We start from the raw sequence: 24,084 nt of genomic DNA on the forward strand, positions 1-24,084 counted from the left end.
ATGGAGGGGCTTGATGCTCCGCTCGTTGCGCTTAAGGGCTATCTGAAAGACATTCAATGAGATTGGAACGCACCCCACCGCTAGCCGCCATGCCTTGTGCACTAGTGATACCGCCCCCTCTTTCGTGATACCGGGAGAAGAATTTGACAACAATCAGGTCACTGCGCACGCGTCGCGGCCACGCAGAACCATCAGGCCGGATGATGCAAACGCGGTGTATGGCATCGCCTATCTGAGGCACTATATTTACGGCAGTCAGCAATGAAGATACTGTTGAAAAGCCAGCATGAGCTTAGGATCAAAATCCTTGAGGCGGCATCACTTTTTTTGTGAGGTAACCCACCCCATGCATAGCACCGACATAAATGGTTTCTTCTCAGATATCCAGGGAAAGAAAGGACCAACGCTACGGTTTTTTTCGACCAGCATAAAGATGAGTAACATGTCAAATGTCACCGACAAAAATAGCCAGCCTCCACAAAAAAACTTTAGTTGGCCAATAAATTTTAAAATTATAGAATCTGAGTGTTAATTCAATAGTATGGGCAAGTTGACATTAGACAAACTTGATAGCTTTGCAATTAGTGGTAATGATCGAGCGGCGAGTCAAACTAAGGCTTTGACTTGTGTAGACTTGTTCGCTGGGGCTGGTGGGTTTTCTTTGGCAGCACAGCGATGCGGAATTAAGATTATTGCTGCCGTAGAGCTTAATAAGCATGCGTGTAGAACGTATCGTGAAAACTTAGTCCATAACTCTACCCCGCACCTGTATGAAGCTAATATTTTAGAACTCGAACCTCATGATTTGGTCGCAAAGCATTTTTCAGAAGGTGAAGAGTGCGATATTTTGCTTGGTGGACCGCCATGCCAAGGCTTTTCCGTTCATCGTATTAACGACTCGGGCGTAGATGACCCAAGAAATTCATTGGTCTTGCGTTATTTTGAGTACGTTAGCGCATTAAAACCAAAAATATTCCTGATGGAAAATGTTCCAGGCATTCTTTGGAAGCGACACGATTTCTTTCTGAAGCAACTTTATTTGATGGGCGAGGCAGCAGGTTACCATATGTTTCCCCCTGCGGTAGTTGATGCTAGGGATTTCGGAGTTCCTCAGAGACGAAAAAGAGTTTTTATTCTTGGAGTTCGGAACGATATTGATTCAGATCTAAATTGGCCTCCAGAACCTACTCATGGCGATGAGAAGTCCAGAATTTCAAATCCAAAGCTACTAAAATGGAAATCTTCAGGCGATATTTTTAAGAAACCAGTAGCTGTTGATGACGTTAACAATATTCACATGAATCACTCTGCTTCACTGGTAGAGGTTTTTCGAAATACACCGTTAAATGGTGGCAGCCGCAAAGATTCAGGCAGAGTACTACCTTGCCACGACAAGCATAACGGCCATACCGATGTTTATGGGCGCATCAACCCCTCCGAACCTGCGCCCACTATGACGACAGCTTGTGTAAATCCTTCAAAAGGACGATTTGTACATCCTACTGAGCACCATGGAATCACGCTCAGACAAGCTGCTAGGTTCCAGACCTTCCCTGACAATTACGTTTTCCATGGAGGATTAATGGCCGGGGGGGCCCAAGTTGGAAATGCAGTTCCGATCCAGCTAGGTGAAGCATTACTAAATACCATTACATCGGCACTGCTATCATATACGGATATTAAATATCATGATTAGCTCGATTGCATTTCAAACTCGCGCAAGAACCATCGACCATCTTGGTCGCGAGCAGATTGCTGATTGCCCTACAGCGATATCTGAACTATGGAAAAACTCTTATGACGCCTACTCTCGCACAGTAGGAATGCATGTCTACGATGGCGAGTACCCGGTTGCTACCATTGTTGATAATGGGCATGGGATGAACTGCACCGAATTCAAAAATAAATGGTTAGTTGTAGGCACAGAATCGAAAACTGACAATATCACTTCGTCCAAAGAAGATATGTGCGGGCTTCAACCCAGGGTGAAACAAGGCCAGAAGGGTATCGGCCGCCTGTCTTCTGCAAATCTTGGATCCTTGCTTTTAATTGTTTCAAAAAGAAAAAACGATCGATTTGTCGCATCACTTATAGATTGGAGAATTTTCGAAAATCCATATTTATTTTTAATGGATATAGAAGTTCCAGTAATTGAGTTTGACAAAAAAGATGAGCTTTTCTTATCCCTCCCTGAAATGTTTGAAAAGCTTATTGAGAACGTCAACCCAATAGCTGATGATAATGAGCGAAATAAAAGAATATTGCTTGCTTGGGAGCAGTTCACAGCACTCGAAACATCTAATGGAAAAAAACATTCTACTCATCAGGCCATTCAAGACACCGTCGTCGGAACATTATTTGAAGAATGGCATTTTAGTGAGTGGCCTCTCTGGCGAGGTGAATCTGAGCATGGAACGATACTAGTAATTTCCGATGTGCAATCTGACCTTTTGGCACAACTTCCAAAATATGACAGTGGAGGACATGGAAAAGACTCGACTATCATCCAGGCACGTGATCAGTTATTCCAGACACTTTCTAATATTTCAGACCCTTTTCTAAATGAGAAGGAAATACTTAGGGGGGAAGGTGTCGTCGATTTTAGTACCAAAGCCACGGCGCGGGATCGCACTCGCCTCAGAACAATAGTTGATGATCAGCCACCATTCGATTTGGCATGGCTGCATGAACTCGAACACGTAGTTGATGGAAACGTCGACCCCGCTGGCATATTCCGCGGTAAAGTAAAGGCGTTTGGTGAGTGGCTGGAAGACGAAATCGTTATTCAACCTGCAATAGATATTCCATCGCGAAAAGATTCGTTAGTTGGCCCCTTTAACTTAAGGCTAGGCACTTACGAGCAAAAATTGGACTCAACTTCTCACAGCGAAGAAAGCTATCGGAGTTTTGAGGCAAAGTCAGATAATTACGCAGGATTCTTAGTCTACAGAAATGGCCTAAGAGTTATGCCCTATGGCCGAGAGGGTACTGATTTTTTCCAAATTGAGAAACGTCGAACTTTGCATGCCGGGCGGGAATTTTGGTCGCTCCGAAGATTATTCGGACGCGTAGCACTAGACAAATTCGACAACCCTAACTTACGTGACAAAGCTGGGCGCGAAGGCATCATTGACAACAAAGCTGCCAAAGTATTCAGAGACCTTGTAATTAACATCCTTAAGACATTGGCGCGCTCACACTTCGGCACCGCATCCGACCTAAGAAAAATTACCATTAGTGAACGAGTGGAGCAATTTGAGCAAAGAAAACTTGAAGAGGGACGGAATAAGCAGCGCGCACAAAAAAGAAAAGTTTTTAATTCAAGATTAAACACTAACGAGCCATTACTGATAAACATGCTATCGGCTATCGAAGTGCTTTCCGAAGAGGTGACTAACGACACTCTAAAGGACGAGGAAATTATAGTTCGTTACAAAGGCAAGTTAAGCTCATTAAAAACCGGACTAAAAGAATTAGTGCTGCCAGCGGCCCCTAGAAACCTGGGGTTACTAGAAGAAAAACACATCAACTATAGAACCAAAGCAAAAATCGCAAAGGAAATGGTAGATTTTCTAGAGCAGAAAATTTCTTTTGCATTAGACACAATCAAACCAAAATCACCAAGAGATATCGCATATTCTGAATTGAACTCCAATGCATCTTTTATCCATCGGCGTATTAGAGGCTGGGTTACAGAAGGCAAATCAATCATCGCAACTGAGCAGCAACGACTGCAAAGTCTTCAAGATGAACGAAACAAGGTTTATCACGCTAAAACCATGCCCTTGCTGGACCAATTAGATAGCGGAACAATTTCTCTCTCTGAAGCATCGCGGCTTTTAGATGAGGAGCGTGATATTCAAGATGCCGAAAACTCTAGCTTATTTGAATCATATGTAACCGCCCTTAATAGCCTAAGTGAAAATATCGACCTAGCTAGCTTAGTAACACATAGCGATGACTTGGCGGAGGGATTACGTGAAGAAGTTGACCGGCTGCATGCGCTTGCCCAACTAGGAATTACTGTAGAAATAATCGGCCATGAAATCGAATCACTAGAACAGTCAGTATCAACCAACTTAAAGTTATTTCCTCAAGCGGTACAGGAAAGTAACGCTTACATAGAAGTTAGAGAGAGCCATGAAGCGCTGATTGATAGATTAAGGTTTCTGTCTCCACTAAAACTATCAGGCCCGAAGACTAGGGCCAAGATTACAGGGCAGACAATTTACGATTATGTCCTCCGTTTCTTTAAAGCAAAGCTTGACAGCCAGAACCTCTCGCTTTCAGCAACGGAACAGTTTTTGCGATTTTCGATTCACGACCAGCCAGCAAGAATTATGCCTGTCTTTATAAACCTGATTAACAATAGTATTTATTGGGTTGAGCAATCTGAATTCGCAGAAAAGCATATCATTTTGCAAATAGTAAATGGCAAGGTCGCGATATCGGATAATGGCCCTGGTGTAAGAAGTGATGATATCAATCGTCTATTTCAGTTATTTTTCACAAGAAAAGTCCGGGGGGGCCGAGGAGTCGGACTGTATTTATGCAAGGCCAATCTTGCCGCTAGCGGGCATTCAATAGTTTATTCTGAAGGAAGTTCACCACTTCTATCAGGCGCCAATTTTTTGATTGATTTCAAGGGTGCGAAATATGATTGAGTCAATGGAAGACGCCGCAGCTATGATCCTTCCCAACAACCAAGGAAAACAGTACATCGACCTCATCGAGGAGGTATTTATATCTCCGATTCGGACTGCTGTTGTTGTGGATGACGAATTTCCGACATTGGATGAATTCTTATCAAACTCAAAAGATGCCGCCAACAAAAAACACGCAGATCGAGCCCAAGATATAATAAAATTCTGCCGTACTCGCAAGCCCTTCCCATGGATTGTAGATATACATGACGGAAAAAACATTACGCTGAGTGACGAAAAAGAAAGTGCAACCCACTTTGATCACACTGATCTTCTCGTACTGGACTATCACCTAAGGGGTGAACAACACGGCGGCGACCTTGCTGTCAGCCTGTTAAAACGCCTAGCAAAAAATGATCACTTCAATTTAGTAATAATTTATACGAACAACGAAGTATCAGCGACCTTGCGGGAAATCGGACTTAGCCTTTGCTACCAAGATCGCGTTGCGGCCTTCATGACGGAATTCAACGACAAAAGAGTCGAAGGTATTTATCAGCAATGGGTCGACGAGGGAGACGTGATTGTCCAGCAACTTATGGACAGCTTGGATGCTCTTGCCTTTATAAAAGCCACACATTTTGACGAAATCTCTTTTTCTGAAACCTCGAAGATAGAAGAGCTTTCTGGCTTTTACTCTCTACTCGCAACAAAGACTATCGATTACAACCAACAAAACATGCTAAGACTTTTTTTGAGTCTTAGACATTCCGAGTTCAAAGACAGCATGTCGCCAGTAGATTATGGCAGTGTGTTACTCAATGAAAATGCTGAGGCGGATGGAATAAATGACATCAACTGGCTCAGGGTTGATAGTTTATTCCTGACTATAATTAAGAAGTCGGAAGTTTCACCCGAGCACTTCACCCACAGATTGAGAGCTGCACTAACTAGCTGGGACCCTTCCCCTCACAGACTTATCGTAACAAAGATGCGCTCAGAGATTAGCAAGAGGGGGGTTATGGTTGAAAAGGAAATACTTCAAAACCCTTACCTCCAGGCTGCTTGGCTCGAGGGGCTATTTGACATTGACGCTCAAGCTCGTCGCACAAATGTCGCCAAAAGTGTTACTAAACATTGGGACAGTCTGGGTGGACGCGTAGAGCCGGAGGTTTTGAGCTTCGCAGAGAAGGTATGCACTTATCTTTTTGAGGAAAACGTGAAAGCACCGCGCTTTCATAACTCTGCATATTCAAAGTCTCCTCTAATGGCTCTCTATGTCAATCACAACGTATGCAGCAAGAGAGTGGAGGGACACCACTTATTTACTGGGCATGTTCTCAGAATAGATGGAGAGTTATGGGTATGCTTAACACCGGCCTGCGACTTGGAACCGGGAAGAAATATTGGCAAAGGCTCCAATAGAGAGATAGGCGACTGGAAGCCATTTAAGGCTGCACACATCGAATTACTTCCGGATCATAGAAGTGCACTTTCAAACGCTGCGCGCGGCCATCATCTATTTCTTAGTATTGATGATGCTGCCCCTCAAGCGTTTTCGTTCTCTGCTTCAGGCGATCAATCCGCTTTGCCGACCTTAAGGTGGCAACAGTTCTACGCAGGGAACCAAGGAGTTTTCGAGGCAACATCCACGAGATTTCAAGTGGCCAGTAGTGTTGCGAAGAATTCACAGCTTCACTTCGCTGAAAGCACTGCTGAAGTTGTTGCGCAACTTCGTTACGAATATGCACTTCATCTTCTTCAACGCCTAGGAAGTCACTTATCCAGAGTTGGCCTCGATTTTATTTCTCACACTTGAATAGATACTTTCTCTACCTTCTAGGCAACCAATTAATAGGAAGAATATTCCAACGAGATTAAATAGCTTCTAACAAATCATACAACTCTCGATCCCTAAATATTTTTTTGTAGGTTGCAGCAATACGGCATCCGCTATATCCTCCCCACCGTCGCTGCCAATTCAGCGACCGGGTGTGGAAACCCGTGTAATTCAAGGCGCAACAGCGCCCCCATCACGTCTGCCGGCGCTTTTTTTATGCCTGCGGCGTGAGTTATGGCGGCTGTGCGTGGGACGTCTTCGGGCGTGCCGGTTTCCTTGATTCCCGGTTTTCCACCCTGCGCACAGCTGTCACCCATTCGTGTGGAAACGAACGTGGCAGCTCCTCATATCAAGGAGTTGGATAATGCGCAGTATCAATCCGTTTGAAATTTGGCTTTCCCCTCTACGCCATTCCCAATCGCGTAACCCCCTCCCCCATTGCCTCTCCATCCTCGGAGGTGGCCAATGACTGAACAAAATGAACTCAAAACCATCGGTCTGACGCCCGCGATCTACTGCGCAGATCAAGCGCTGTTCCACGTCACTCGCGGCGTTCCTCTCGGTGATGCGTTGTCTATGGCTTCCGATTTCCTGTTCCTTGCTAAAACGCTCACTGAGGATGCTGCTTATGCCAGAGACACCGACCGACACGCTTGGGCGGCGCATTATTTGACTTCGATGAGTAAGGCGTTGGTGGATGATGCGGTGAAGGTGCTGACTCGGGATCGGGTTTGTATGCCGGTATCCAAGAAGGCGGGAGAGAAAGCTAAGGCTTAGTGTTTGGGCCGGTGGGGTGTGGGTTGTTTGCGATGGTGGTAGCTGGTTCAGCATTTGGGTTGGCTGGGCTGGCGCTATCGCGGGCAAGCCCGCTCCCACAGGGGTTGTGGTGAGTGGCAGGCATCGGTTGGCCCTGGTGTGTGAGCGGGTTTGCGGTGCATCTCAGCATTGAGGGCGGTTGGGCTGGCGCTATCGCCAGCAGGGCTAGCTCCCACAGGGGGATGCGCATCAGCAGGGAGTGCGCGTCAGCCCTGGGTTTCGGGGTTTCGATTAGAGCGGGTCAGAGCAGGTGTTGGGAGATCAGTTTTGAGATTTCTACCATGGACGTCCTGCCGGTGAATTCGAATTTCACCTTGCCCAGGGACGAGAAGTAGATCTCCAGTTCCGAATCCAGGTCGAAGGTGCCGGAGGTTTCTACGGAGTAGGCGACGATGTTTTTGTAGGGCAGTGAGGTGAAGTCTTTTTTGCTGCCGGTGAGGCCCTGGACGTTGACGGCGATGATGCGTTTGTTGGTGAACACGACGCCGTCGCGCATGGATTTGTAAGCGTCGATCACTTGCTCGCCGTCCAGCAGCAGCGCACTGACGCGTTCTGCGTATTCTTCGTTTTGCTTGAGTTTGAAGAAGCCTTTGTTGTTGAAATCAATCATCTGCTTTTCCCTGTTTTCTGGCGGTGAGTTCCAGGCTGATCGTGACGTACCTGGGCATCGGGGTGAATCAAGACAGGGAAATCTCGCACAAGCCCTACAGAAAACATCGACGAAAATTGTGACAGGGTAAAACCGGGGCACCACGCGCCCCGGTCAAACGCCCTACCCGTCACGCTTTCCCGTCAGAAATGCACCTTCAGCAAGAGACTCAGCGCGTTCTGGTCTGTTTCAAATCCTGAAGTGTCTTCAATCCCGTATTTATTCGACCAGTAATCCCACTCGATCCCCGCATAAAACTGCTTCTGCCGTTGCCCCAGCGCCTTGCCCACGTCGTATTTGATCTGCGGGTTGAAGTGCAAGCTCTTGGCCACGTAGTTGGAGGTGCCTTTGGTGCCGACGTCGTTGACGTACCACTCCAGGTAGCCGTCGAAGAGGATGTCGGAGCGGCCCACCGGGAGGGTCATGGACCAGGTGGGGTTGATCTGCCATTGGCCGGAGGCCTTGCCGGTGATGCCGTCGGGTTTGCGGTAGTAGGTGTTCAGGGAGAAGCGGTCGAAGCCCGGCATGGCAAGGTCTACAGCGGGGCCGAGCAGATATTTGCGGTTGCGGTCTTTGCCGCGTTCGTAGGTGGCGGCGATGAGCACGTCCTTGACGATGCCGTAGCTCAGGGACCGGTCGCTGATTTTGCCCAGGGACAGGCGTGGAGAGAATTCACCATAGTAGGAATAGCCGTCGTCACCCGAGAGGCCGTTGGACCATTTGTTGTCGACGAACATGAAGACGTCACCCCAGGTCCAGCCGCTGGCGTGCTCGAAGCTCACCGTTTGCTGGGTGTCGTCGCCGGTGCCGTCGACTTTGAAGTGCTGGCCGTAGAGGTAGCTCAGGCTGTTGTCGTTCCACAACATCGGGCCGGCTTCGACGCTGGCGCTGGCCAGGGCGAACAGCGGCAGCAGGCTGCGGCGCAAAAGAGGTGCAAGTAATGTAGACGTTTTCATGGGCTGCCCTTGTCAGGTGATTGGCGGATATCACCGGCAAGGCATGCCCGAGCTGCGGGTTTGCCACTGTTCTGGCCCTCAACGTAACGAGGGGCGCCCCTTGCCGGGTACGCGGCGTAATGCCGCCAGAGCAATGCCCTGCACGTTGCGTCCTGTTGGAGTCGCTCAGTGCTGACCGCTTCTACTCGATACGGGACTTAGCACGGGTTGTGCCAACTGATCGAATACAATCAACAGGCCCTATTCAGCACAATCCACGCCTGAAACTGCACACTCAATCGGCGAATGCGCTGCGCACCAATTTGAGGCCCGCCCAAAAAACTCGCACCATCGCGATTCATCTCCCCACTGCTCCCCAAGCGCCTGACACGCCGAATCCCCTGACGGCGCGGCAGCAACAACTTGGCACACTTCTGGCTTTAGCTCCCCTCGAGTAGAAGCGGTCAGTGCCAGCCATGGCACCGGGCATTGCTCTTGCGCCCTTCCCTATGGGCGTACGTCCGATTGGATGCTTGAACGCGGCGCCAACGCCCCGGGCAAGAGAGAATTGTCAGCCGCGTGAATACGCCTTGGCGCCCTCTCTCTTCCCACGTTCTCTCCAGTCGGTCCCTCGCTGGCGTGCCGATTGGCGCGCGGCGGTTTTCGAATCGTTGTGGAGAACACATCATGAAAATTCGCTTTGCCTTGGGTCAACCGCTTCGCTCGCTACTGGCCATGGCCGTCGTGCCCGCTGTCCTAATAGCGTCTCCGCTGGCCCTGGCCAATGACAAGGTGGTGCTGCTCACTTCCTGGTATGCCCAGGCCGAACAGGGTGGTTTCTATCAGGCCCTGGCCGATGGCTTGTACGAGAAAGAAGGCCTGGACGTGACCATTCGCATGGGTGGGCCGCAGGTCAATGGTATGCAGTTGCTGGTCAACAAGCAGGCCGACTTCATCGTCAACTACGACTTGCAGATCCTCAAGAGCGTGGAGCAAGGCCTGCCGGTGGTGGCGGTGGCCGCGCCGTTTCAGGGCGACCCCCAAGGCTTGTTGACCCATAGTGATGTCAGTGGCCTGGACGCCCTGCAGAACAAGCAGGTGCTGGTGTCCACCTCGGGCCAGCAAACCTGGTGGCCGTGGCTCAAGGGCAAGTACCAACTCAAGGACAGCCAGGCCCGGCCCTACACCTTCAACCTGCAACCTTTCCTCGCAGACGCCAACACCACGCAGCAGGCCTATGCCAGTTCCGAGTTGTTCCAGGCGCTGAAGACCGGTGAGAAAGCCAACTTTTTCCTGTTTGCCGACGCCGGCTACCCGCCCTACGGCTCGACTCTGGCCACCCGCCAGGACGTGATTGATCAGCACCCTGACCGGGTCCAGCGTTTTGTCCGCGCCTCGATGGAGGGCTGGAAGCGCTACCTGGACAACCCGAGCGCCAACCACCTGATCAAGGCCGACAACCCGAACATGAGCGATGAACTGCTCGCCTGGGGTTTGTCGACCCTCAAGCAATACCGCCTGGTCACCGGTGGTGATGCCGCCACCCAGGGCATCGGCGTGATGAGCGATGCGCGCTGGCAGGCCACCCGCAATTTCATGGTCGAGGCCGGCCTTCTCGGGGCCGATGCGCCTTGGCAGAAGGCCTATACCACGCGCTTCGTCCAGGATTTGAAGGTGCTGCCTACCGCCGAGCAGGCCGCCAGCCGCTAAGCCGATTGCCCCAACGCTGAACCCAAAGCCCGGGCCCAAGAGCCGGCTGAATGAATACCGTGAGGACACTTTTTATGTTGGTCACCAAACAACCTGTACTGCGCCGTTTCTGGTATGCCCTGCTGCCCATGACCGCGCTGGACGCTGGCCCGCAGCCCTTCACGCTGCTGGGTGAGGCGCTGGTGCTGTGGAAGCGCCCCGACGGCACCCCGGTGGCGATGCGCGACCGTTGCTGCCACCGCACTGCCAAACTGTCCAAAGGCTTTGTCAGCGAGGACGGCAACATCGCTTGCGGCTATCACGGCTGGGAATACGACTGCACCGGCACCTGCGTGAAGATCCCGCAAAACCCCGCGGGCATGATCCCGCCGGGCGCCTCGGTCCAGGCCTTTCACTGCCAGGAAAAATACGGCTACGCCTGGGTCGCCCTCGACGATCCGCTGCAGCCTATCCCTGAGTTTCCCGAAGACGGCGCCCCGGGCTACCGGCGCATCTTCCAGTTTTATGAAGAGTGGAAAACCAGCCCGCTGCGGGTCATGGAAAACTCCTTCGACAACTCCCACTTTTCCTTCGTCCACAAGGCCAACTTCGGCCTGTTCGACCAGCCGGCGCCGGCCGGCTACGAGTTCCGCGAAACCGACTACGGCTTCGAGGCCGAAACCCGGGTGCCGATCCGCAACCCCGAGGAAAGCTATCGGATCACCGGCACCCGCGAGCCGATCACCCAGCGCCACCTGATCAACCGTTATTACCTGCCTTTCTCCCGGCGCTTCGGCTGCATGTACCCGGACAGCGGCATCCACCACATCATCTACAACTGCGCGACGCCCATGGAAGACGGGCGCCTGATGCTGGTGCAGTGGCTGTATCGCAACGACAGCGAGGAACAATGTTCGACCCAGGAGCTGATCGACTGGGACGCGGCGATCACCGCCGAAGACCGCGACATCCTTGAGGCCACCGATTACGACGCCTGTGTCGACACCCGGCGCCGGGTGGAACTGCACATGCCGTCGGACAAGCCCGGCCTGGTGATTCGTCGGCAGCTGCTGGGCCTGCTCGAAGCCCACGGCGAAAGCGAAGTGTTCCTCAGCCACTGAGTTCAGCGCCCCGGTGCGCCGGGGCTTATCCGGTCGCTCATGACCCCAGGGGAGAGCGCTATGTTGATGCAAACCATAACTCCAGCCGACGCCCGGCCACAGGCATTGCCCGACACCGACAGCGTGGGTGTGCAAACGCCGCTGTTCGCCAACCAGGTGGAAAAAACCTACAGCAATGGCACCCAGGCCTTGAGCCGGGTGAAGATGGCAATCCAGCGCGGCGAGTTCGTGTCGTTGCTCGGCCCTTCGGGCTGCGGCAAAAGCACCCTGCTGAAGATGTTCGCCGGCCTCGAACAACCTTCCGCCGGCCATGTGCGCTGGTGGGGCAAGGACAGCCCGGCCAGCCCGACGCAGGGTCAAAGCCTGGCCATGGTGTTCCAGGAGGCGACACTGATGCCCTGGGCACGGGTCAGCGATAACGTGCGCCTGCCCCTGGACCTGGCCGGTGTGCCCAAGGCCCAGAGCCAGCCCAAGGTCGACGCGGCCCTGGCCCTGGTCGGCCTGGACCGCTTCAGCCAGGTGTACCCGCGGGAGCTGTCCGGCGGCATGCAAATGCGCGCATCCATCGCCCGGGCCCTGGCCACCGAGCCCAATCTGCTACTGATGGATGAGCCCTTCGGCGCCCTCGACGAGTTCACCCGCAACAAGCTCGACAGTGACCTGCGCCAGCTGTGGGCCAGCCGCGACCTGACCGTGGTGTTCGTCACCCACAGCATCTTCGAGGCGGTGTACCTGTCGTCGCGGGTGGTGGTGATGGGCGCGCGCCCGGGCCGGGTGATCGCCGACATCGAGATCGACGGCCCCCTGGAGCGGGACGAGGCCTACCGCACCTCCCCGGCCTTTATCGAGCAGTGCGCACGCCTGTCCCGACTGCTGGCCCAGGCCAATGGCGACCCTTGCTGATTTCACTTTGAGAGCCCAATCATGAGCCCATCCTTTACTCCCTGGTTGCGTCACCCCACGGTGTTGCGCATCGTCTCGCCGCTGCTGCTCGGCGCCGTGTTGCTGAGCCTGTGGCAACTGGCCTGCGTGGCCTGGCAGGTGCCGGTGTATTTGGTGCCCTCCCCGGCCGACATCGGCCGCACCCTGATCAGCGATGGCCCGATGTTGCTCGGTGCGTTATGGATGACCTTGAAGATCACCTTCTTCTCGTTTGCCTTGGCGGTGCTGATCGGCACGTTGGCGGCATTTGTTTTCGTGCAGAGCCGGGTGCTGGAAGCCAGCCTGTTTCCCTACGCCATCCTGTTGCAGGTTACGCCGGTGGTGGCGGTGGCGCCGCTGATCATCATCTGGTGCAGCAACACCACGCTGGCGTTGGTGATATGCGCGACCCTGGTGGCGATTTTCCCGATCATCGCCAACACCGTACTCGGCCTGCGCAGCGTCAACCCCGGCTTGCTCAATCTGTTCCGCCTGAACCGCGCCAGCCGCTGGCAGGTACTGCTGCGCCTGCGCATTCCCAGCGCCCTGCCGTGTTTTTTTGCCGGGCTGCGCATTGCCAGCGGGCTGGCTTTGATCGGCGCGGTGGTGGCGGAGTTCGTCGCGGGCACCGGGGGCACCGGCGCCGGGCTGGCGTACCAGATTCTCCAGGCCGGTTTCCAACTGAATATTCCAAGGCTGTTCGCCGCCCTGCTGTTGATCGCCCTGACCGGTGTCGCATTGTTCAGCCTGATGGCCGTGCTGGCCCGGTTGAGCCTGCGCAACTGGCACGAAAGCGAAATCGGCTAACCCTTTGAGTCCGCCGCAGGCGCGGCGTATGGAGCCTCACATGACGTTTCAAAACAGCTGGCTGGTGCGCAATGCCAGCGCCATTCTCACCGGGTTGTCCGGCGCGGCGGCGCGCCATGCCGGGCCCGATATTCGCATCGTCGACGGGCGCATCGCCGCCATCGGCGCCCTGCAACTCCAGCCCGGGGAGCGCGTGCTGGATGCCACCGATTGCGTGGTCTACCCGGCGTGGGTCAATACCCACCATCACTTGTTCCAGTCGCTGCTCAAGGGCATTCCCGCAGGTATCGACCAGAGCCTGGGGGCCTGGCTGGGGGCCGTGCCTTATCGCTATCGCGGCCTGTTTGACGAGCAGAGCTTTCGTCTGGCCGCACGCATTGGCCTGGTCGAGTTGGCCCGCTCCGGCTGCGCCACCGTCGCCGACCACCATTACCTGTATTTGCCGGGCATGGCCTTCGACAGCGCCGAGGTGCTGTTCGAGGAAGCCGAACGGCTGGGGCTGCGATTTGTCCTGTGCCGTGGCGGCGCCACGCAGGCGCGGCAAGCCGAAGGCAACGCGGTGGCCGGGCCGGAGACTCTGGAGCAGTACCTGAATGACGTTGAGCGCTTGGTGCGGCGTTACCACGACCCGGCTGCCGATGCCTGGCGACGGGTGGTGATGGCGCCCACCAGCCCTCCCTACTCCATGCCGGCGGAGCACCTGCGGGAAACCGCCCGGGTCGCCCGGCGATTGGGCATTCGCCTGCACAGCCATCTGAGCGAAACCGTCGAATACCAAAACGAGGTGCAGCAACGCCATGGCATGTCACCAGTGGCGTTCTGTGCCGAGCAGGAGTGGCTGGGGCCAGACGTGTGGTTCGCCCATCTGGTGAAACTCGACACCGAGGAAATCCAGATGCTCGGGGCCAGCGGCACGGGCATCGCCCATTGCCCGCAAAGCAATGGCCGCCTGGGCAGCGGCATCGCCGATGTGGTGGCCATGGAAGCCGCCGGGATGCAGGTGTCGATCGGCGTAGACGGCGCCGCCTCCAACGAGGCCTGCGACATGATCAGCGAAACCCACGCCGCCTGGCTGATGCAGCGGGCCAAGGCCGGCGAACGGACCCGGCCGCGTTATGCCGGCGGTGACGAGGAAGGCGGTGCCCACGCGGCCACGGTGGAAGACGTGGTGCGCTGGGGTACCGCCGGCGGGGCAAAGGTGCTGGGGCTGGACGACGTGGGCAGCCTGCAGGTGGGCATGGCGGCCGACCTGGCGATCTACCGCCTCGACCAGCCGCGCTACTTCGGCCTGCACGACCCGGCGATCGGTCCGGTGGTGGGAGGTGGGCGCCCGACGTTGCGTGCACTGCTGGTGGGCGGGCGGTTGACCGTGGACAACGACCAGTTGCCCGACCTCGACCTGGCGGAACTCGGCGCTCAGGCCCGGGACGCGGTGCGCCGCTTGCAGCAGGCCGCAGGAGTCCGCGCATGAGCTGGTCTGCCCTGCACGTGCGCAGCCTGCGCCTGGAAGCCGACGATGTGCTGGGTATCGAACTGGCCCCCGTCGACGCCGCGCCCCTGCCCTTTAGCTGGGCCGCCGGCGCCCACGTCGACCTGCGCCTGGGCAACGGCGCGGTACGCCAGTACTCGCTGCTGAGCCTGCCCGAAGATGGTCACCTGTACCTGGGGATCAAGCGCGAACCGGCCTCCCGGGGTGGCTCGCGCTGGCTGCACGAGCAACTGCGCCTGGGTGCGCAGATTGAAGTCAGTGCGCCACGCAATCTGTTTGCCCTGCAACCGGGCAACGGGCCGGTGACGCTGGTGGCAGCGGGCATCGGTATTACGCCGTTGCTGCCGATGTATCGCCAATGCCTGGCCGAAGGCCGCCCCGTGCGCTTGCTGTACTTCACCCGGGAGACACGCCAGGCGCCTTTCATCCAGCGCCTGGGCGCCGACGTCCAGTGGTACGGCGGCTTGCGCGCCGGGCAAATCGCCGAGCTGTTGGCCAGGCAATTTCCCGCGTGGCAAAGCGCAGCCGGTTTGTATTGCTGCGGCCCCACCGGCTTCATGGACACCGTCGAACAGGCGGCGCTCAAGGCGAACTGGCCGGCCTCAGCCCTGTATCGCGAGCACTTCCAGGCCCAGCAGCCCGCGAACCCTGAGGCGCAGAGCTTTTCACTGGAGCTGCGACGCAGTGGCTGTGAGGTGCAAGTGCAAGCCGGGGAAAGCCTGATCCAGGCAGCTTCGCGGGCCGGGGTCAATCTGGAATTTTCCTGCGGCATGGGCATGTGCGGCGCTTGCGTGTGCCGGGTGCTTGAAGGCGAACCGGAGCACCGGGATGAATGCCTGAGTGACGCTCAGCGCCAGAGCGGGGAATGGATTGCGGCCTGTGTGTCCGGGTGTCGCGGCCAACGGTTGGTGCTGGATGCCTGAAACCGGCAGGCATGGAGCCTGTGAAATGAATGCAGCATCAACAATAATAAAATCAAACGACCAAAAGCCAAAAAATAAACATTGCGAAAAACAAGAACACACCAATAATCCATGGCACGAACAACTTCCACTTCAGATGCACCGGCAAATTTAGGAGCTCACCCTTCTCTATTAGGCCACGTCTCTCACAGAGCCCAGGAAACAAAAACATCAATGCTATCGAACCATTTCTGACCGCTTTACCTAGCAACCCCAAACCAGACAAAGCCTTACGATTACTTGCTACAAACTTACTCCTATCTAAGTAGCCTTCTATTAACTCCGTAAATAAATAAGAGAACACATATATCCAGCAAGAGACCACCAGAGAGGAAAAAAATCATGAATATTGCGACACCTGCCAAAGCAATATCACTCATTAGGGCAATGACTCATAAATTATTATATCCGACCATCTTGCATACGATACGACAGAAATTGATAACGATAGGTATTTTCATCCCCAGCCATTCTCAGCCAGCATATATCCTCCACCCACCCAATTCATTTAATATACTTTACAAACGCCCCAAATATAACAAAAACAAGACTTAACAGCCAAAACAACCCCCACGAGATAACTAGCATTCTTTTTAAAACTTTCGGAAATTTTTCGACTTCAGCATCATTGACTATACCTCGTTTCACGGAAATCCCCGGCATAATCAAAACCATAGTGAGAACCCCACTGCGCATAAATCTTCCAACAACCCCCATATTAGAAAATGCGGCTTTGTTAACTCTTACAAAATGACTATTACACAACAACGCCTCCGCTTTTTCGGTGTGAGCTTGCACAACATAAATCAACCATACCGCCACAAGTAAAAGCGGACTCAGTATTATTAAAAATATCAAACCGATGTGATCGGTATTCATTGCTCTATTTTTCCATAGAGATATTCACCAATATATTCACCTGCCATTTCGCCTATCTTCCCTCCTTCGATCCCACCCAATGCGCCGCCAACTACGCCGCACGCGAATGCACCAGGCCCGCTACTTGCGATACCCAACACTAATACGCACGCAAAAGTGGTTGCGTGCCCCCCAAGGCTTCCTCCAACGGCTCCACCAACAAGGCTTACCGCCAAAGAAGAACCCTCAACATACTTCGCCGTCGTACACTCATCCTCCCGTCCAAACGCACATGCCTGCTTGATCTTCAGCCCGGCAGAGGCAACACTCAGGGCAGTACCGATGTAGACTCCTCGCTTGATCAGCTTCGCCGCCCTGGCCACGCCACTGACCTTCTGCGCATAACCGGTAATCTCGCCGGTACTCATGTAGCTTTTGGTCGAAATTCCCAACATTCGTTTGATCGAACCTTGGGAACGCAATCCCGAGCCGTAAGAGGCAATATTGCCCAGTTGTTTTTCCAGCTTGATGAATAATCTGGCGCGCTCGCTGTAGAACTTGTCTCTGGCGGCAATAGATCCGCTGCGCAGATAGTTTTCATGGGCGTGTTCGATCTCCTCTAGCGTGGCCTTGATCGCGACCATGTATTTGCTCCACCCATCACTGACGGCCCCGGCGCCGATAGCGCCGTAGTCGAGAACCTCCTGCAGCAGTTCGAAGTTGTCGAGAAAGAAGTCGTCGGCGTCGACCTGATTAGTCAGCAGGGCTATGTGGATGTCCCTGGCTTTGCTCATCAAGTACGCCTCTTGATGAGTACTGGATGAGGTCGTGACATCGCCAATGATCACCACTTCACCCGCCAAGACCACAGTGTTGGCGATATGGCTGTTGAGTGCATCAAACTTGCTTCTTGCAATGCCGGTCAGTCGCAGTTCGGCCTTGAGGGATTCGAAAGACTGGGTTCGGGAGTTGATAAACGCTAGAGGCTCTGTCATCTACACCTCACGAATATCTTTTATTGCTAATGCGATCCCAGCCACCCGCTATGTTGCCGCCGCCTGCACCATCGCTGCGTTTTTGCTGGGTGTACACGGTTTTAATGCGGCCGTAATTCAATTGCACGATTTCAACGGGAATGCCGGCTGCGGCATTTTGCGTGTAGTCGGCGATGATGACTTCCTCTAGCACAATCTCGTAGTACTTGAGCTTGTCGGTACCCGCCCGGCTCAGCACCAGGGTGACTTCTTTCAGGTGCTCACCGGCGCAACTGGCTTCCATCAGTTTGCAGCTCGATTTGTCCAGCGATTTGGTAAAAGTGAAATGGCTCAGGGTTGTCCGGCCGGCGGTAGCGCCACCGGCAGAGCTGGCGGTGGCTGAGGTGCTTTGATAGGTGCTAAAGCTGTAGCCACTCACTTCGATCCAGTTACGGTATTTTTCGTCCAGCGCTTCGCCTGGAATACCTTCGATTTTGATAAAAGCGTCGAACGCCATGAGACGGCTCCTTGGCAGTGGCTGGTTCTATTTAAGGGAGTAGAAAATCTACGCCATTCGGGATCAGCGATGGCTCATTCAGCCATCGCCAAAAAACAGAATCAGATGCTTCCGATTCTGTTTTGGCCGTCGGATGTAGGACGTTTCCACGCAGCAGGCATTGGAGTGAGTTTTGGGTGCATCTTCAGCGTTGATGGTGGTAGGGCTGGCGCTATCGCCAGCAGGCTGGCTCCCACGGGGGGAATTGTGGGGTGGCTGGAATTTGGGATTGGCTTCGCGGTTTTCGGTTTTTTTTGTGTTTGAGTCAGAGGGGAAGGCGTTCGGGTTGCGGTGGAGTGGATCAGTGCATCTGCTCCGTAGAATTGCCCACGGTTCTGATGCTTCTTCTCACCTTTAATGATTGCTATACATCAATCATCGACAAGCCCACCGGGCATTAGGCCAGTGAGTGAACGCCCCCGCCTCCCTCATCTAGACTTAATGGATAGTCGTAGGCAGAACCGAACACGTCGCTTTGGTGCAGGTCGATCAATAGCGGCGTGGCAAGCTGCCCTTTATGCCCAGTAGAGGTGCGGCGAAGACCGTGCCGGGCACAACAAGATGCCCGCCAAGGGTGCCCTGGCCAACGGCCTGAAAATCCACGATGCCGTGACGTGGTACGAGTGCCGCAGCCGACACTTTCGGACGACCGACAACCATCTGGTTTGTCCGTGACCGTGAGGATTGCTGAATGCCTGATGAGATGTTGCACCTGCCTGTGGTCAACAGTCTGCTGGAGCGCCACAAGGGCTCTGCGGGTGCGCTGTTGCCCATTCTTCATGATATTCAGGAGCGCATCGGTTACATCCCCGATGCCGCCGTCCCCGAGATTGCCCACGCCCTCAATCAGAGTCAGGCCGAGATTCGTGGGGTGATCAGTTTTTACCATGACTTCCGTACTGCGCCACCTGCGCGGCATATCCTGCGGCTGTGCCGGGCTGAGTCGTGCAAGAGTCGTGGTGCCGAGGATCTCGCTGCGCAGTTGCGCGAGCGTCTGCAACTGGACGACCACGGCAGCAGCGCCGATGGCAGCATCAGTTTGCGACCGGTGTATTGCCTGGGTGCCTGCGCCTGTTCGCCGGCGCTGGAGCTGGATGGTCGGGTGCATGCGCGGCTCAGTGCCGAGCGGTTGGATGCGTTGCTTGATGCTTGCCGGGAGGACGCGTGATGCCGACTCTCTTTCTGCCTTGTGATTCGCTGTCCCGCGCCGTGGGGGCGGATGAGGTAGCGACGGCGCTGATCACTCAGGCCCACGAACGCAATCTGCCACTGGAATTGCAGCGCACCAGTTCGCGGGGGTTGTATTGGCTGGAGCCGTTGCTGGAAGTGGACAGCCCGCAAGGTCGTATCGGCTTTGGTCCGCTGACGGCTGCTGATGTGCCGTCTGTGCTTGAGGCGCTGAAAGGCGATCCATCCGCTCATCCCCTGGCCTTGGGTCTGGTGGAAGAGTTGCCGTATCTGAAGACTCAACAACGCCTGCTGTTCGCCCGCGCCGGTATCACTCGACCGCTGTCGCTGGACGATTACCGGGCCCATGGCGGTTTCGAAGGTTTGACGAGGGCCGTCAGCATTGGCGGCGAGCAAACTGCGACGGCGGTGTTCGACTCAGGCCTGCGTGGCCGTGGCGGCGCGGCCTTCCCTGCCGGAATCAAATGGCGCACCGTGCGCGCGACCGAAGCGGCGCAAAAGTACATCGTGTGCAACGCCGACGAAGGCGACTCCGGCACTTTTGCCGATCGCATGCTGATGGAGGGCGACCCCTTCCTGTTGATCGAAGGCATGGCGATCGCGGGCATCACCGTCGGCGCCACCTACGGCTACATCTATGTGCGTTCGGAGTATCCGGATGCTGTGGCGACACTGCGCGCAGCGCTAAACATCGCCCGAACCGCCGGTTACCTCGGCGCCAATGTCGGCGGCAGTGGTCAGGCTTTCGACATGGAAGTACGCGTCGGTGCCGGCGCTTACATCTGCGGTGAAGAAACCGCGCTGCTGGATTCCCTCCAAGGCAAGCGCGGCATCGTTCGCGCCAAGCCGCCGATTCCTGCGTTGAAGGGATTGTTCGGCCAGCCGACTCTTGTGCACAACGTGCTGACCCTGGCCTCGGTGCCGCTGATTCTGGCCAAGGGTGCGCAGTTCTATCGTGACTACGGTATGGGCCGTTCTCTGGGCACCATGCCTTTCCAGTTGGCGGGCAACATTCGTCACGGCGGACTCGTGGAACGAGCCTTCGGCCTGACCTTGCGGGAGCTGGTGCAAGATTACGGTGGCGGAACCGCCAGTGGCCGACCGCTGAAGGCTGCGCAGGTGGGCGGCCCGCTCGGTGCATGGGTGCCGCCATCGCAATTCGACACGCCGCTGGATTACGAAGCCTTCGCCGGCATCGGCGCAATGCTCGGTCACGGTGGTGTGGTGGTGGCGGACGACACGCTGGACATGGCCCACATGGCGCGCTTCGCCTTGCAGTTCTGCGCCGAGGAGTCCTGTGGCAAGTGCACGCCGTGCCGCATTGGTTCGACTCGCGGCGTGGAGGTGATCGACCGGATGCTGGCCGCGCCGAACCAGGGCGGTCGCGATGAGCAGGCGATCATCCTCAAGGACCTGTGCGACACGATGCAATACGGTTCGCTGTGCGCGCTGGGCGGCATGGCCCCGTTCCCGGTGGTCAGCGCCCTCAAGTACTTCCCTGCCGACTTCGGTCTGCAAGCCTCGGAGGCCGAGCAATGATTACTCTCTTCGACCCGAAAACCGATATCGACTTGGGCACTCCGCACCGCGACAGCCAGGTACAAGTCACCCTTAATATCGACGGCCGCAGCATCAGCGTGCCCGAAGGCACCTCGGTGATGCGCGCCGCCGCGTTGCTGGGCACCACCATTCCCAAACTCTGCGCCACCGACAGCCTGGAAGCCTTCGGCTCCTGCCGCATGTGCCTGGTGGAGATCGACGGCATGCGTGGTTATCCGGCGTCCTGCACCACGCCGGTCAGCGAAGGCATGAGCGTGCACACCCAGACGCCGAAGCTCGCGACCCTGCGCCGCAATGTCATGGAGTTGTACATTTCCGATCACCCGCTGGACTGCCTGACCTGCTCGGCCAACGGCAACTGCGAACTGCAAACCGTGGCCGGTCAGGTTGGCCTGCGGGAGGTGCGTTACGGCTATGAAGGCGACAACCATCTGGCCGATGTGAAGGACACTTCCAACCCCTATTTCGACTACGACCCAAGCAAGTGCATCGTCTGCAACCGCTGCGTGCGCGCCTGTGAAGAAACCCAGGGCACTTTTGCCCTGACCATTACCGGACGCGGTTTTGAATCCCGAGTGGCGGCGGCCGGTGGGGATAACTTCCTCGACTCGGAATGCGTGTCCTGCGGCGCCTGTGTGCAGGCCTGCCCTACTGCGACCCTGATGGAAAAAAGCGTGGTTGAGTTGGGTCAGCCGGAGCGCAGCGTGATCACTACGTGTGCCTATTGCGGCGTGGGATGTTCGTTCCGCGCCGAGATGAAAGGCGACCAGTTGGTGCGCATGGTTCCGGACAAGAACGGTCAGGCGAACCATGGCCATTCCTGCGTGAAGGGGCGCTTTGCCTGGGGTTACGCCACCCACCCGGATCGCATTACCAAACCGATGATCCGCCAGCACATCAACGACCCGTGGCAGGAAGTCAGCTGGGATGAGGCGGTGACCTATGCCGCCAGTGAATTCCGCCGACTGCAGCAGAAATACGGCCGCGACTCCATCGGTGGGATCACTTCCAGCCGTTGCACCAATGAAGAAACCTATCTGGTGCAGAAACTTGTGCGCGCGGCGTTCGGCAACAACAACGTCGACACCTGTGCGCGGGTTTGTCACTCGCCGACGGGCTATGGTTTGAAGCAGACGTTGGGCGAATCTGCCGGTACTCAGAGTTTTGATTCTGTGATGCAGGCTGACGTGATTCTGGTGATGGGCGCTAACCCTAGCGATGCGCACCCGGTGTTTGCCTCCCAGCTCAAACGCCGTCTGCGGGAAGGTGCGCGGCTGATTGTGATCGATCCGCGACGCATTGATCTGGTGGACTCGGTGCACGCCCGCGCTGAATATCACCTGGCCCTGCGGCCGGGGACTAACGTCGCCATGCTTAACGCTTTGGCGCATGTGATTGTCACTGAAGGTTTGCTCAATCAGTCCTTTATTGATGCACGTTGCGAGGGCATTGATTTTGCCCGTTGGAGCGAGTTGGTCAGCCAGCCGGAGAACTCGCCGGAAGTGCTCGGCGCGATCTGCGGTGTGCCCGCTGCGGACATCCGTGCCGCTGCGCGGTTGTATGCCACTGGCGGTAATGCGGCGATTTATTACGGGCTCGGTGTCACCGAGCACAGCCAGGGCAGCACGGCGGTGATGGGCATTGCCAACCTGGCCATGGCCACCGGCAACATCGGCCGTGAAGGCGTGGGCGTGAACCCGTTGCGGGGGCAGAACAACGTGCAGGGCTCCTGCGACATGGGCTCGTTCCCTCATGAGTTGCCCGGTTACCGGCACATCTCCAACGAAGTCGTGCGGACTCAGTTTGAACAGGCGTGGAACGTCACCCTGCAACCTGAACCGGGTTTGCGCATTCCCAATATGTTCGAGGCGGCGCTGGGCGGCAGCTTCAAGGGTTTATATTGCCAGGGTGAGGACATTGCCCAGAGCGATCCGAATACCCAGCACGTCACCGCGGCGCTGTCGGCCATGGAGTGCGTGGTGGTGCAGGATATTTTCCTCAACGAAACCGCCAAGTTTGCCCATGTGTTTTTGCCGGGCAGTGCGTTTCTGGAGAAGGACGGGACTTTTACTAATGCCGAGCGGCGGATCTCGCGGGTGCGCAAGGTGATGGAGCCGCTGGGTGGCAAGGCTGACTGGGAAGGCACGGTGGCTTTGGCCAACGCGCTGGGCTACCCGATGCATTACCAGCACCCATCAGAAATCATGGATGAAATCGCCAGCCTGACGCCGACTTTCACCAACGTCAGTTACGCCGAACTGGATCGCCACGGCAGCCTTCAATGGCCGTGCAACGCGGCGGCACCAGACGGCACGCCGACCATGCACATTGAGGAATTCGTGCGTGGTAAGGGGCGGTTCATGCTCACCGGGTATGTGCCGACGGAGGAGAAGGTCAACAGCCGTTATCCGCTGTTGCTGACTACCGGGCGCATTCTTAGTCAGTACAACGTTGGTGCGCAGACGCGACGTACCGAGAACGTTGCCTGGCATGATGAGGACCGGCTGGAAATCCATCCGACTGACGCTGAGAGCCGTGGCATCAATGAAGGTGATTGGGTGGGTATCGGCAGCCGGGCTGGGCAGACGGTGTTGCGGGCGCGGATTACCGAACGGGTTGCGCCGGGTGTGGTTTACACCACGTTCCACTTTCCTGAGTCGGGGGCCAATGTCATCACCACCGACAACTCCGACTGGGCTACTAACTGTCCGGAGTACAAGGTCACGGCCGTGGAGATCAGCCGCGTGTATCACCCTTCGGAGTGGCAGAAGCGCTTTCAGGAATTCAGTGATGAACAACATCGCCTGCTGAAGGAACGTCGACACCCCGAGAAAGCCGAGGTGCGCAAATGAGTACGGACAATCTGATCAAGATGGCCAACCAGATCGCCCAGTATTTTGCCAGTCAACCGGACCAGGAACAGGCGGTGCTCAGCGTGCGCAATCACCTGCAGATGTTTTGGGCGCCGAGCATGCGCAAGGAGTTGTTGGCCTGGCAGACGGAGCATAAGGGCGCGGATTTGCATCCGCTGGTGCAGGCGGCGGTGAGTGGCGCGGGTTGGTAGTGACTGAAAAAA

At 55.7% G+C, this 24,084-nt stretch carries 19 protein-coding genes; 14 read left to right on the forward strand and 5 right to left on the reverse strand.

All coding sequences use genetic code 11. From position 1 onward, the window contains the following. Positions 1 to 541: 541 nt before the first annotated feature. The 4 genes from KGB21_RS11955 (at position 542) to KGB21_RS11970 (ending at position 7,260) form a co-directional block, all read left to right on the forward strand. A complete protein-coding gene (locus tag KGB21_RS11955) occupies positions 542 to 1,696 on the forward strand; it encodes a DNA cytosine methyltransferase (RefSeq protein ID WP_223505219.1) in 1,155 nt (384 codons plus the stop codon). Then, complete coding sequence (locus KGB21_RS11960; protein WP_223505220.1) at positions 1,689 to 4,664, forward strand: sensor histidine kinase; 2,976 nt, start codon at positions 1,689 to 1,691, stop codon at positions 4,662 to 4,664. Before KGB21_RS11955 ends, KGB21_RS11960 begins: the two co-directional genes overlap by 8 nt. Further along, positions 4,657 to 6,462 carry a response regulator receiver domain gene (locus KGB21_RS11965; RefSeq protein ID WP_223505221.1) on the forward strand — a complete coding sequence of 602 codons (1,806 nt, stop codon included), beginning with the start codon at positions 4,657 to 4,659 and terminating at the stop codon, positions 6,460 to 6,462. Before KGB21_RS11960 ends, KGB21_RS11965 begins: the two co-directional genes overlap by 8 nt. Positions 6,463 to 6,948: 486 nt before the next feature. Then, a complete protein-coding gene (locus KGB21_RS11970) occupies positions 6,949 to 7,260 on the forward strand; it encodes a DUF3077 domain-containing protein (RefSeq protein ID WP_223505222.1) in 312 nt (103 codons plus the stop codon). 280 nt (positions 7,261 to 7,540) lie between these two features. Here KGB21_RS11970 and KGB21_RS11975 read toward each other — a convergent pair whose 3' ends face one another. Continuing rightward, the gene (locus tag KGB21_RS11975; protein WP_217871134.1) at positions 7,541 to 7,909 is read right to left on the reverse strand and encodes a PH domain-containing protein; all 369 of its coding nucleotides are present in this window, start codon (positions 7,907 to 7,909) and stop codon (positions 7,541 to 7,543) included. A 182-nt stretch (positions 7,910 to 8,091) separates the two neighbouring features. After that, positions 8,092 to 8,904, reverse strand: coding sequence for an outer membrane protein OmpK (locus KGB21_RS11980; protein WP_223505223.1), 813 nt, complete (start codon positions 8,902 to 8,904; stop codon positions 8,092 to 8,094). Between the two features lie 666 nt (positions 8,905 to 9,570). Here KGB21_RS11980 and KGB21_RS11985 point away from each other — a divergent pair. The 6 genes from KGB21_RS11985 to KGB21_RS12010 all read left to right on the forward strand — a co-directional run bounded on the left by KGB21_RS11985 (position 9,571) and on the right by KGB21_RS12010 (position 15,833). Next, entirely contained in the window at positions 9,571 to 10,593 is a 1,023-nt protein-coding gene (locus KGB21_RS11985) for an ABC transporter substrate-binding protein (RefSeq protein WP_223505224.1), read from the forward strand. Between the two features lie 74 nt (positions 10,594 to 10,667). Beyond that, positions 10,668 to 11,693, forward strand: coding sequence for an aromatic ring-hydroxylating oxygenase subunit alpha (locus tag KGB21_RS11990; RefSeq protein WP_016774747.1), 1,026 nt, complete (start codon positions 10,668 to 10,670; stop codon positions 11,691 to 11,693). Between the two features lie 60 nt (positions 11,694 to 11,753). Beyond that, on the forward strand, positions 11,754 to 12,596 hold the full coding sequence (locus tag KGB21_RS11995) for an ABC transporter ATP-binding protein (protein WP_223505225.1): 843 nt from the start codon (positions 11,754 to 11,756) through the stop codon (positions 12,594 to 12,596). Positions 12,597 to 12,692: 96 nt separating this feature from the next. After that, positions 12,693 to 13,421: an ABC transporter permease gene (locus tag KGB21_RS12000; protein ID WP_172668708.1), complete on the forward strand. Its 729-nt coding sequence runs from the start codon at positions 12,693 to 12,695 to the stop codon at positions 13,419 to 13,421. Positions 13,422 to 13,461: 40 nt separating this feature from the next. Continuing rightward, complete coding sequence (locus KGB21_RS12005) at positions 13,462 to 14,892, forward strand: amidohydrolase family protein (protein WP_223505226.1); 1,431 nt, start codon at positions 13,462 to 13,464, stop codon at positions 14,890 to 14,892. Continuing rightward, positions 14,889 to 15,833, forward strand: coding sequence for a PDR/VanB family oxidoreductase (locus KGB21_RS12010; protein WP_223505227.1), 945 nt, complete (start codon positions 14,889 to 14,891; stop codon positions 15,831 to 15,833). Before KGB21_RS12005 ends, KGB21_RS12010 begins: the two co-directional genes overlap by 4 nt. Before the next feature lie 543 nt (positions 15,834 to 16,376). Here KGB21_RS12010 and KGB21_RS12015 read toward each other — a convergent pair. Genes KGB21_RS12015 through KGB21_RS12025 form a run of 3 tightly spaced genes read right to left on the reverse strand, consistent with a single transcriptional unit; the run spans position 16,377 to position 18,221 of the window. Continuing rightward, positions 16,377 to 16,751: a hypothetical protein gene (locus KGB21_RS12015; protein WP_223505228.1), complete on the reverse strand. Its 375-nt coding sequence runs from the start codon at positions 16,749 to 16,751 to the stop codon at positions 16,377 to 16,379. Continuing rightward, positions 16,748 to 17,725 (reverse strand): hypothetical protein, encoded by a 978-nt coding sequence (locus tag KGB21_RS12020; RefSeq protein WP_034150863.1) that lies wholly within the window; start codon positions 17,723 to 17,725, stop codon positions 16,748 to 16,750. The genes KGB21_RS12015 and KGB21_RS12020 overlap by 4 nt, the downstream gene beginning before the upstream one ends. A 7-nt stretch (positions 17,726 to 17,732) precedes the next feature. Then, on the reverse strand, positions 17,733 to 18,221 hold the full coding sequence (locus tag KGB21_RS12025; RefSeq protein ID WP_034150864.1) for an Hcp family type VI secretion system effector: 489 nt from the start codon (positions 18,219 to 18,221) through the stop codon (positions 17,733 to 17,735). A gap of 730 nt (positions 18,222 to 18,951) precedes the next feature. Here KGB21_RS12025 and KGB21_RS12030 point away from each other — a divergent pair. The 4 genes from KGB21_RS12030 to KGB21_RS12045 are packed head-to-tail and all read left to right on the forward strand — an operon-like array spanning position 18,952 to position 24,072. Beyond that, complete coding sequence (locus KGB21_RS12030; protein ID WP_223505229.1) at positions 18,952 to 19,428, forward strand: formate dehydrogenase subunit gamma; 477 nt, start codon at positions 18,952 to 18,954, stop codon at positions 19,426 to 19,428. Further along, positions 19,428 to 20,987 carry a formate dehydrogenase beta subunit gene (locus KGB21_RS12035; protein WP_223505230.1) on the forward strand — a complete coding sequence of 520 codons (1,560 nt, stop codon included), beginning with the start codon at positions 19,428 to 19,430 and terminating at the stop codon, positions 20,985 to 20,987. Before KGB21_RS12030 ends, KGB21_RS12035 begins: the two co-directional genes overlap by 1 nt. Next, a complete protein-coding gene (gene fdhF / locus KGB21_RS12040; protein WP_223505231.1) occupies positions 20,984 to 23,860 on the forward strand; it encodes a formate dehydrogenase subunit alpha in 2,877 nt (958 codons plus the stop codon). The genes KGB21_RS12035 and fdhF overlap by 4 nt, the downstream gene beginning before the upstream one ends. Then, the gene (locus tag KGB21_RS12045) at positions 23,857 to 24,072 is read left to right on the forward strand and encodes a formate dehydrogenase subunit delta (protein ID WP_223505232.1); all 216 of its coding nucleotides are present in this window, start codon (positions 23,857 to 23,859) and stop codon (positions 24,070 to 24,072) included. The genes fdhF and KGB21_RS12045 overlap by 4 nt, the downstream gene beginning before the upstream one ends. The last annotated feature ends 12 nt before the right edge of the window (positions 24,073 to 24,084 follow it).

It is taken from the genome of Pseudomonas sp. GL-RE-29, assembly GCF_019947275.1.
GTDB lineage: Bacteria > Pseudomonadota > Gammaproteobacteria > Pseudomonadales > Pseudomonadaceae > Aquipseudomonas > Aquipseudomonas fluorescens_A.

What these genes read in the sequence shown, in the direction of transcription:
- KGB21_RS11955 (WP_223505219.1), top strand. Translation starts at nt 542, where the DNA reads ATGGGCAAGTTGACATTAGACAAACTTGATAGCTTTGCAATTAGTGGT.
- KGB21_RS12025 (WP_034150864.1), bottom strand. Translation starts at nt 18,221, where the DNA reads ATGGCGTTCGACGCTTTTATCAAAATCGAAGGTATTCCAGGCGAAGCG.
- KGB21_RS11985 (WP_223505224.1), top strand. Translation starts at nt 9,571, where the DNA reads ATGAAAATTCGCTTTGCCTTGGGTCAACCGCTTCGCTCGCTACTGGCC.
- KGB21_RS12005 (WP_223505226.1), top strand. Translation starts at nt 13,462, where the DNA reads ATGACGTTTCAAAACAGCTGGCTGGTGCGCAATGCCAGCGCCATTCTC.
- KGB21_RS12045 (WP_223505232.1), top strand. Translation starts at nt 23,857, where the DNA reads ATGAGTACGGACAATCTGATCAAGATGGCCAACCAGATCGCCCAGTAT.
- KGB21_RS11990 (WP_016774747.1), top strand. Translation starts at nt 10,668, where the DNA reads ATGTTGGTCACCAAACAACCTGTACTGCGCCGTTTCTGGTATGCCCTG.
- KGB21_RS11970 (WP_223505222.1), top strand. Translation starts at nt 6,949, where the DNA reads ATGACTGAACAAAATGAACTCAAAACCATCGGTCTGACGCCCGCGATC.
- KGB21_RS12020 (WP_034150863.1), bottom strand. Translation starts at nt 17,725, where the DNA reads ATGACAGAGCCTCTAGCGTTTATCAACTCCCGAACCCAGTCTTTCGAA.
- KGB21_RS12035 (WP_223505230.1), top strand. Translation starts at nt 19,428, where the DNA reads ATGCCGACTCTCTTTCTGCCTTGTGATTCGCTGTCCCGCGCCGTGGGG.
- KGB21_RS12030 (WP_223505229.1), top strand. Translation starts at nt 18,952, where the DNA reads ATGCCTGATGAGATGTTGCACCTGCCTGTGGTCAACAGTCTGCTGGAG.
- KGB21_RS11975 (WP_217871134.1), bottom strand. Translation starts at nt 7,909, where the DNA reads ATGATTGATTTCAACAACAAAGGCTTCTTCAAACTCAAGCAAAACGAA.
- KGB21_RS12015 (WP_223505228.1), bottom strand. Translation starts at nt 16,751, where the DNA reads ATGAATACCGATCACATCGGTTTGATATTTTTAATAATACTGAGTCCG.
- KGB21_RS11965 (WP_223505221.1), top strand. Translation starts at nt 4,657, where the DNA reads ATGATTGAGTCAATGGAAGACGCCGCAGCTATGATCCTTCCCAACAAC.
- KGB21_RS11960 (WP_223505220.1), top strand. Translation starts at nt 1,689, where the DNA reads ATGATTAGCTCGATTGCATTTCAAACTCGCGCAAGAACCATCGACCAT.
- KGB21_RS11980 (WP_223505223.1), bottom strand. Translation starts at nt 8,904, where the DNA reads ATGAAAACGTCTACATTACTTGCACCTCTTTTGCGCCGCAGCCTGCTG.
- KGB21_RS12010 (WP_223505227.1), top strand. Translation starts at nt 14,889, where the DNA reads ATGAGCTGGTCTGCCCTGCACGTGCGCAGCCTGCGCCTGGAAGCCGAC.
- fdhF (WP_223505231.1), top strand. Translation starts at nt 20,984, where the DNA reads ATGATTACTCTCTTCGACCCGAAAACCGATATCGACTTGGGCACTCCG.
- KGB21_RS11995 (WP_223505225.1), top strand. Translation starts at nt 11,754, where the DNA reads ATGTTGATGCAAACCATAACTCCAGCCGACGCCCGGCCACAGGCATTG.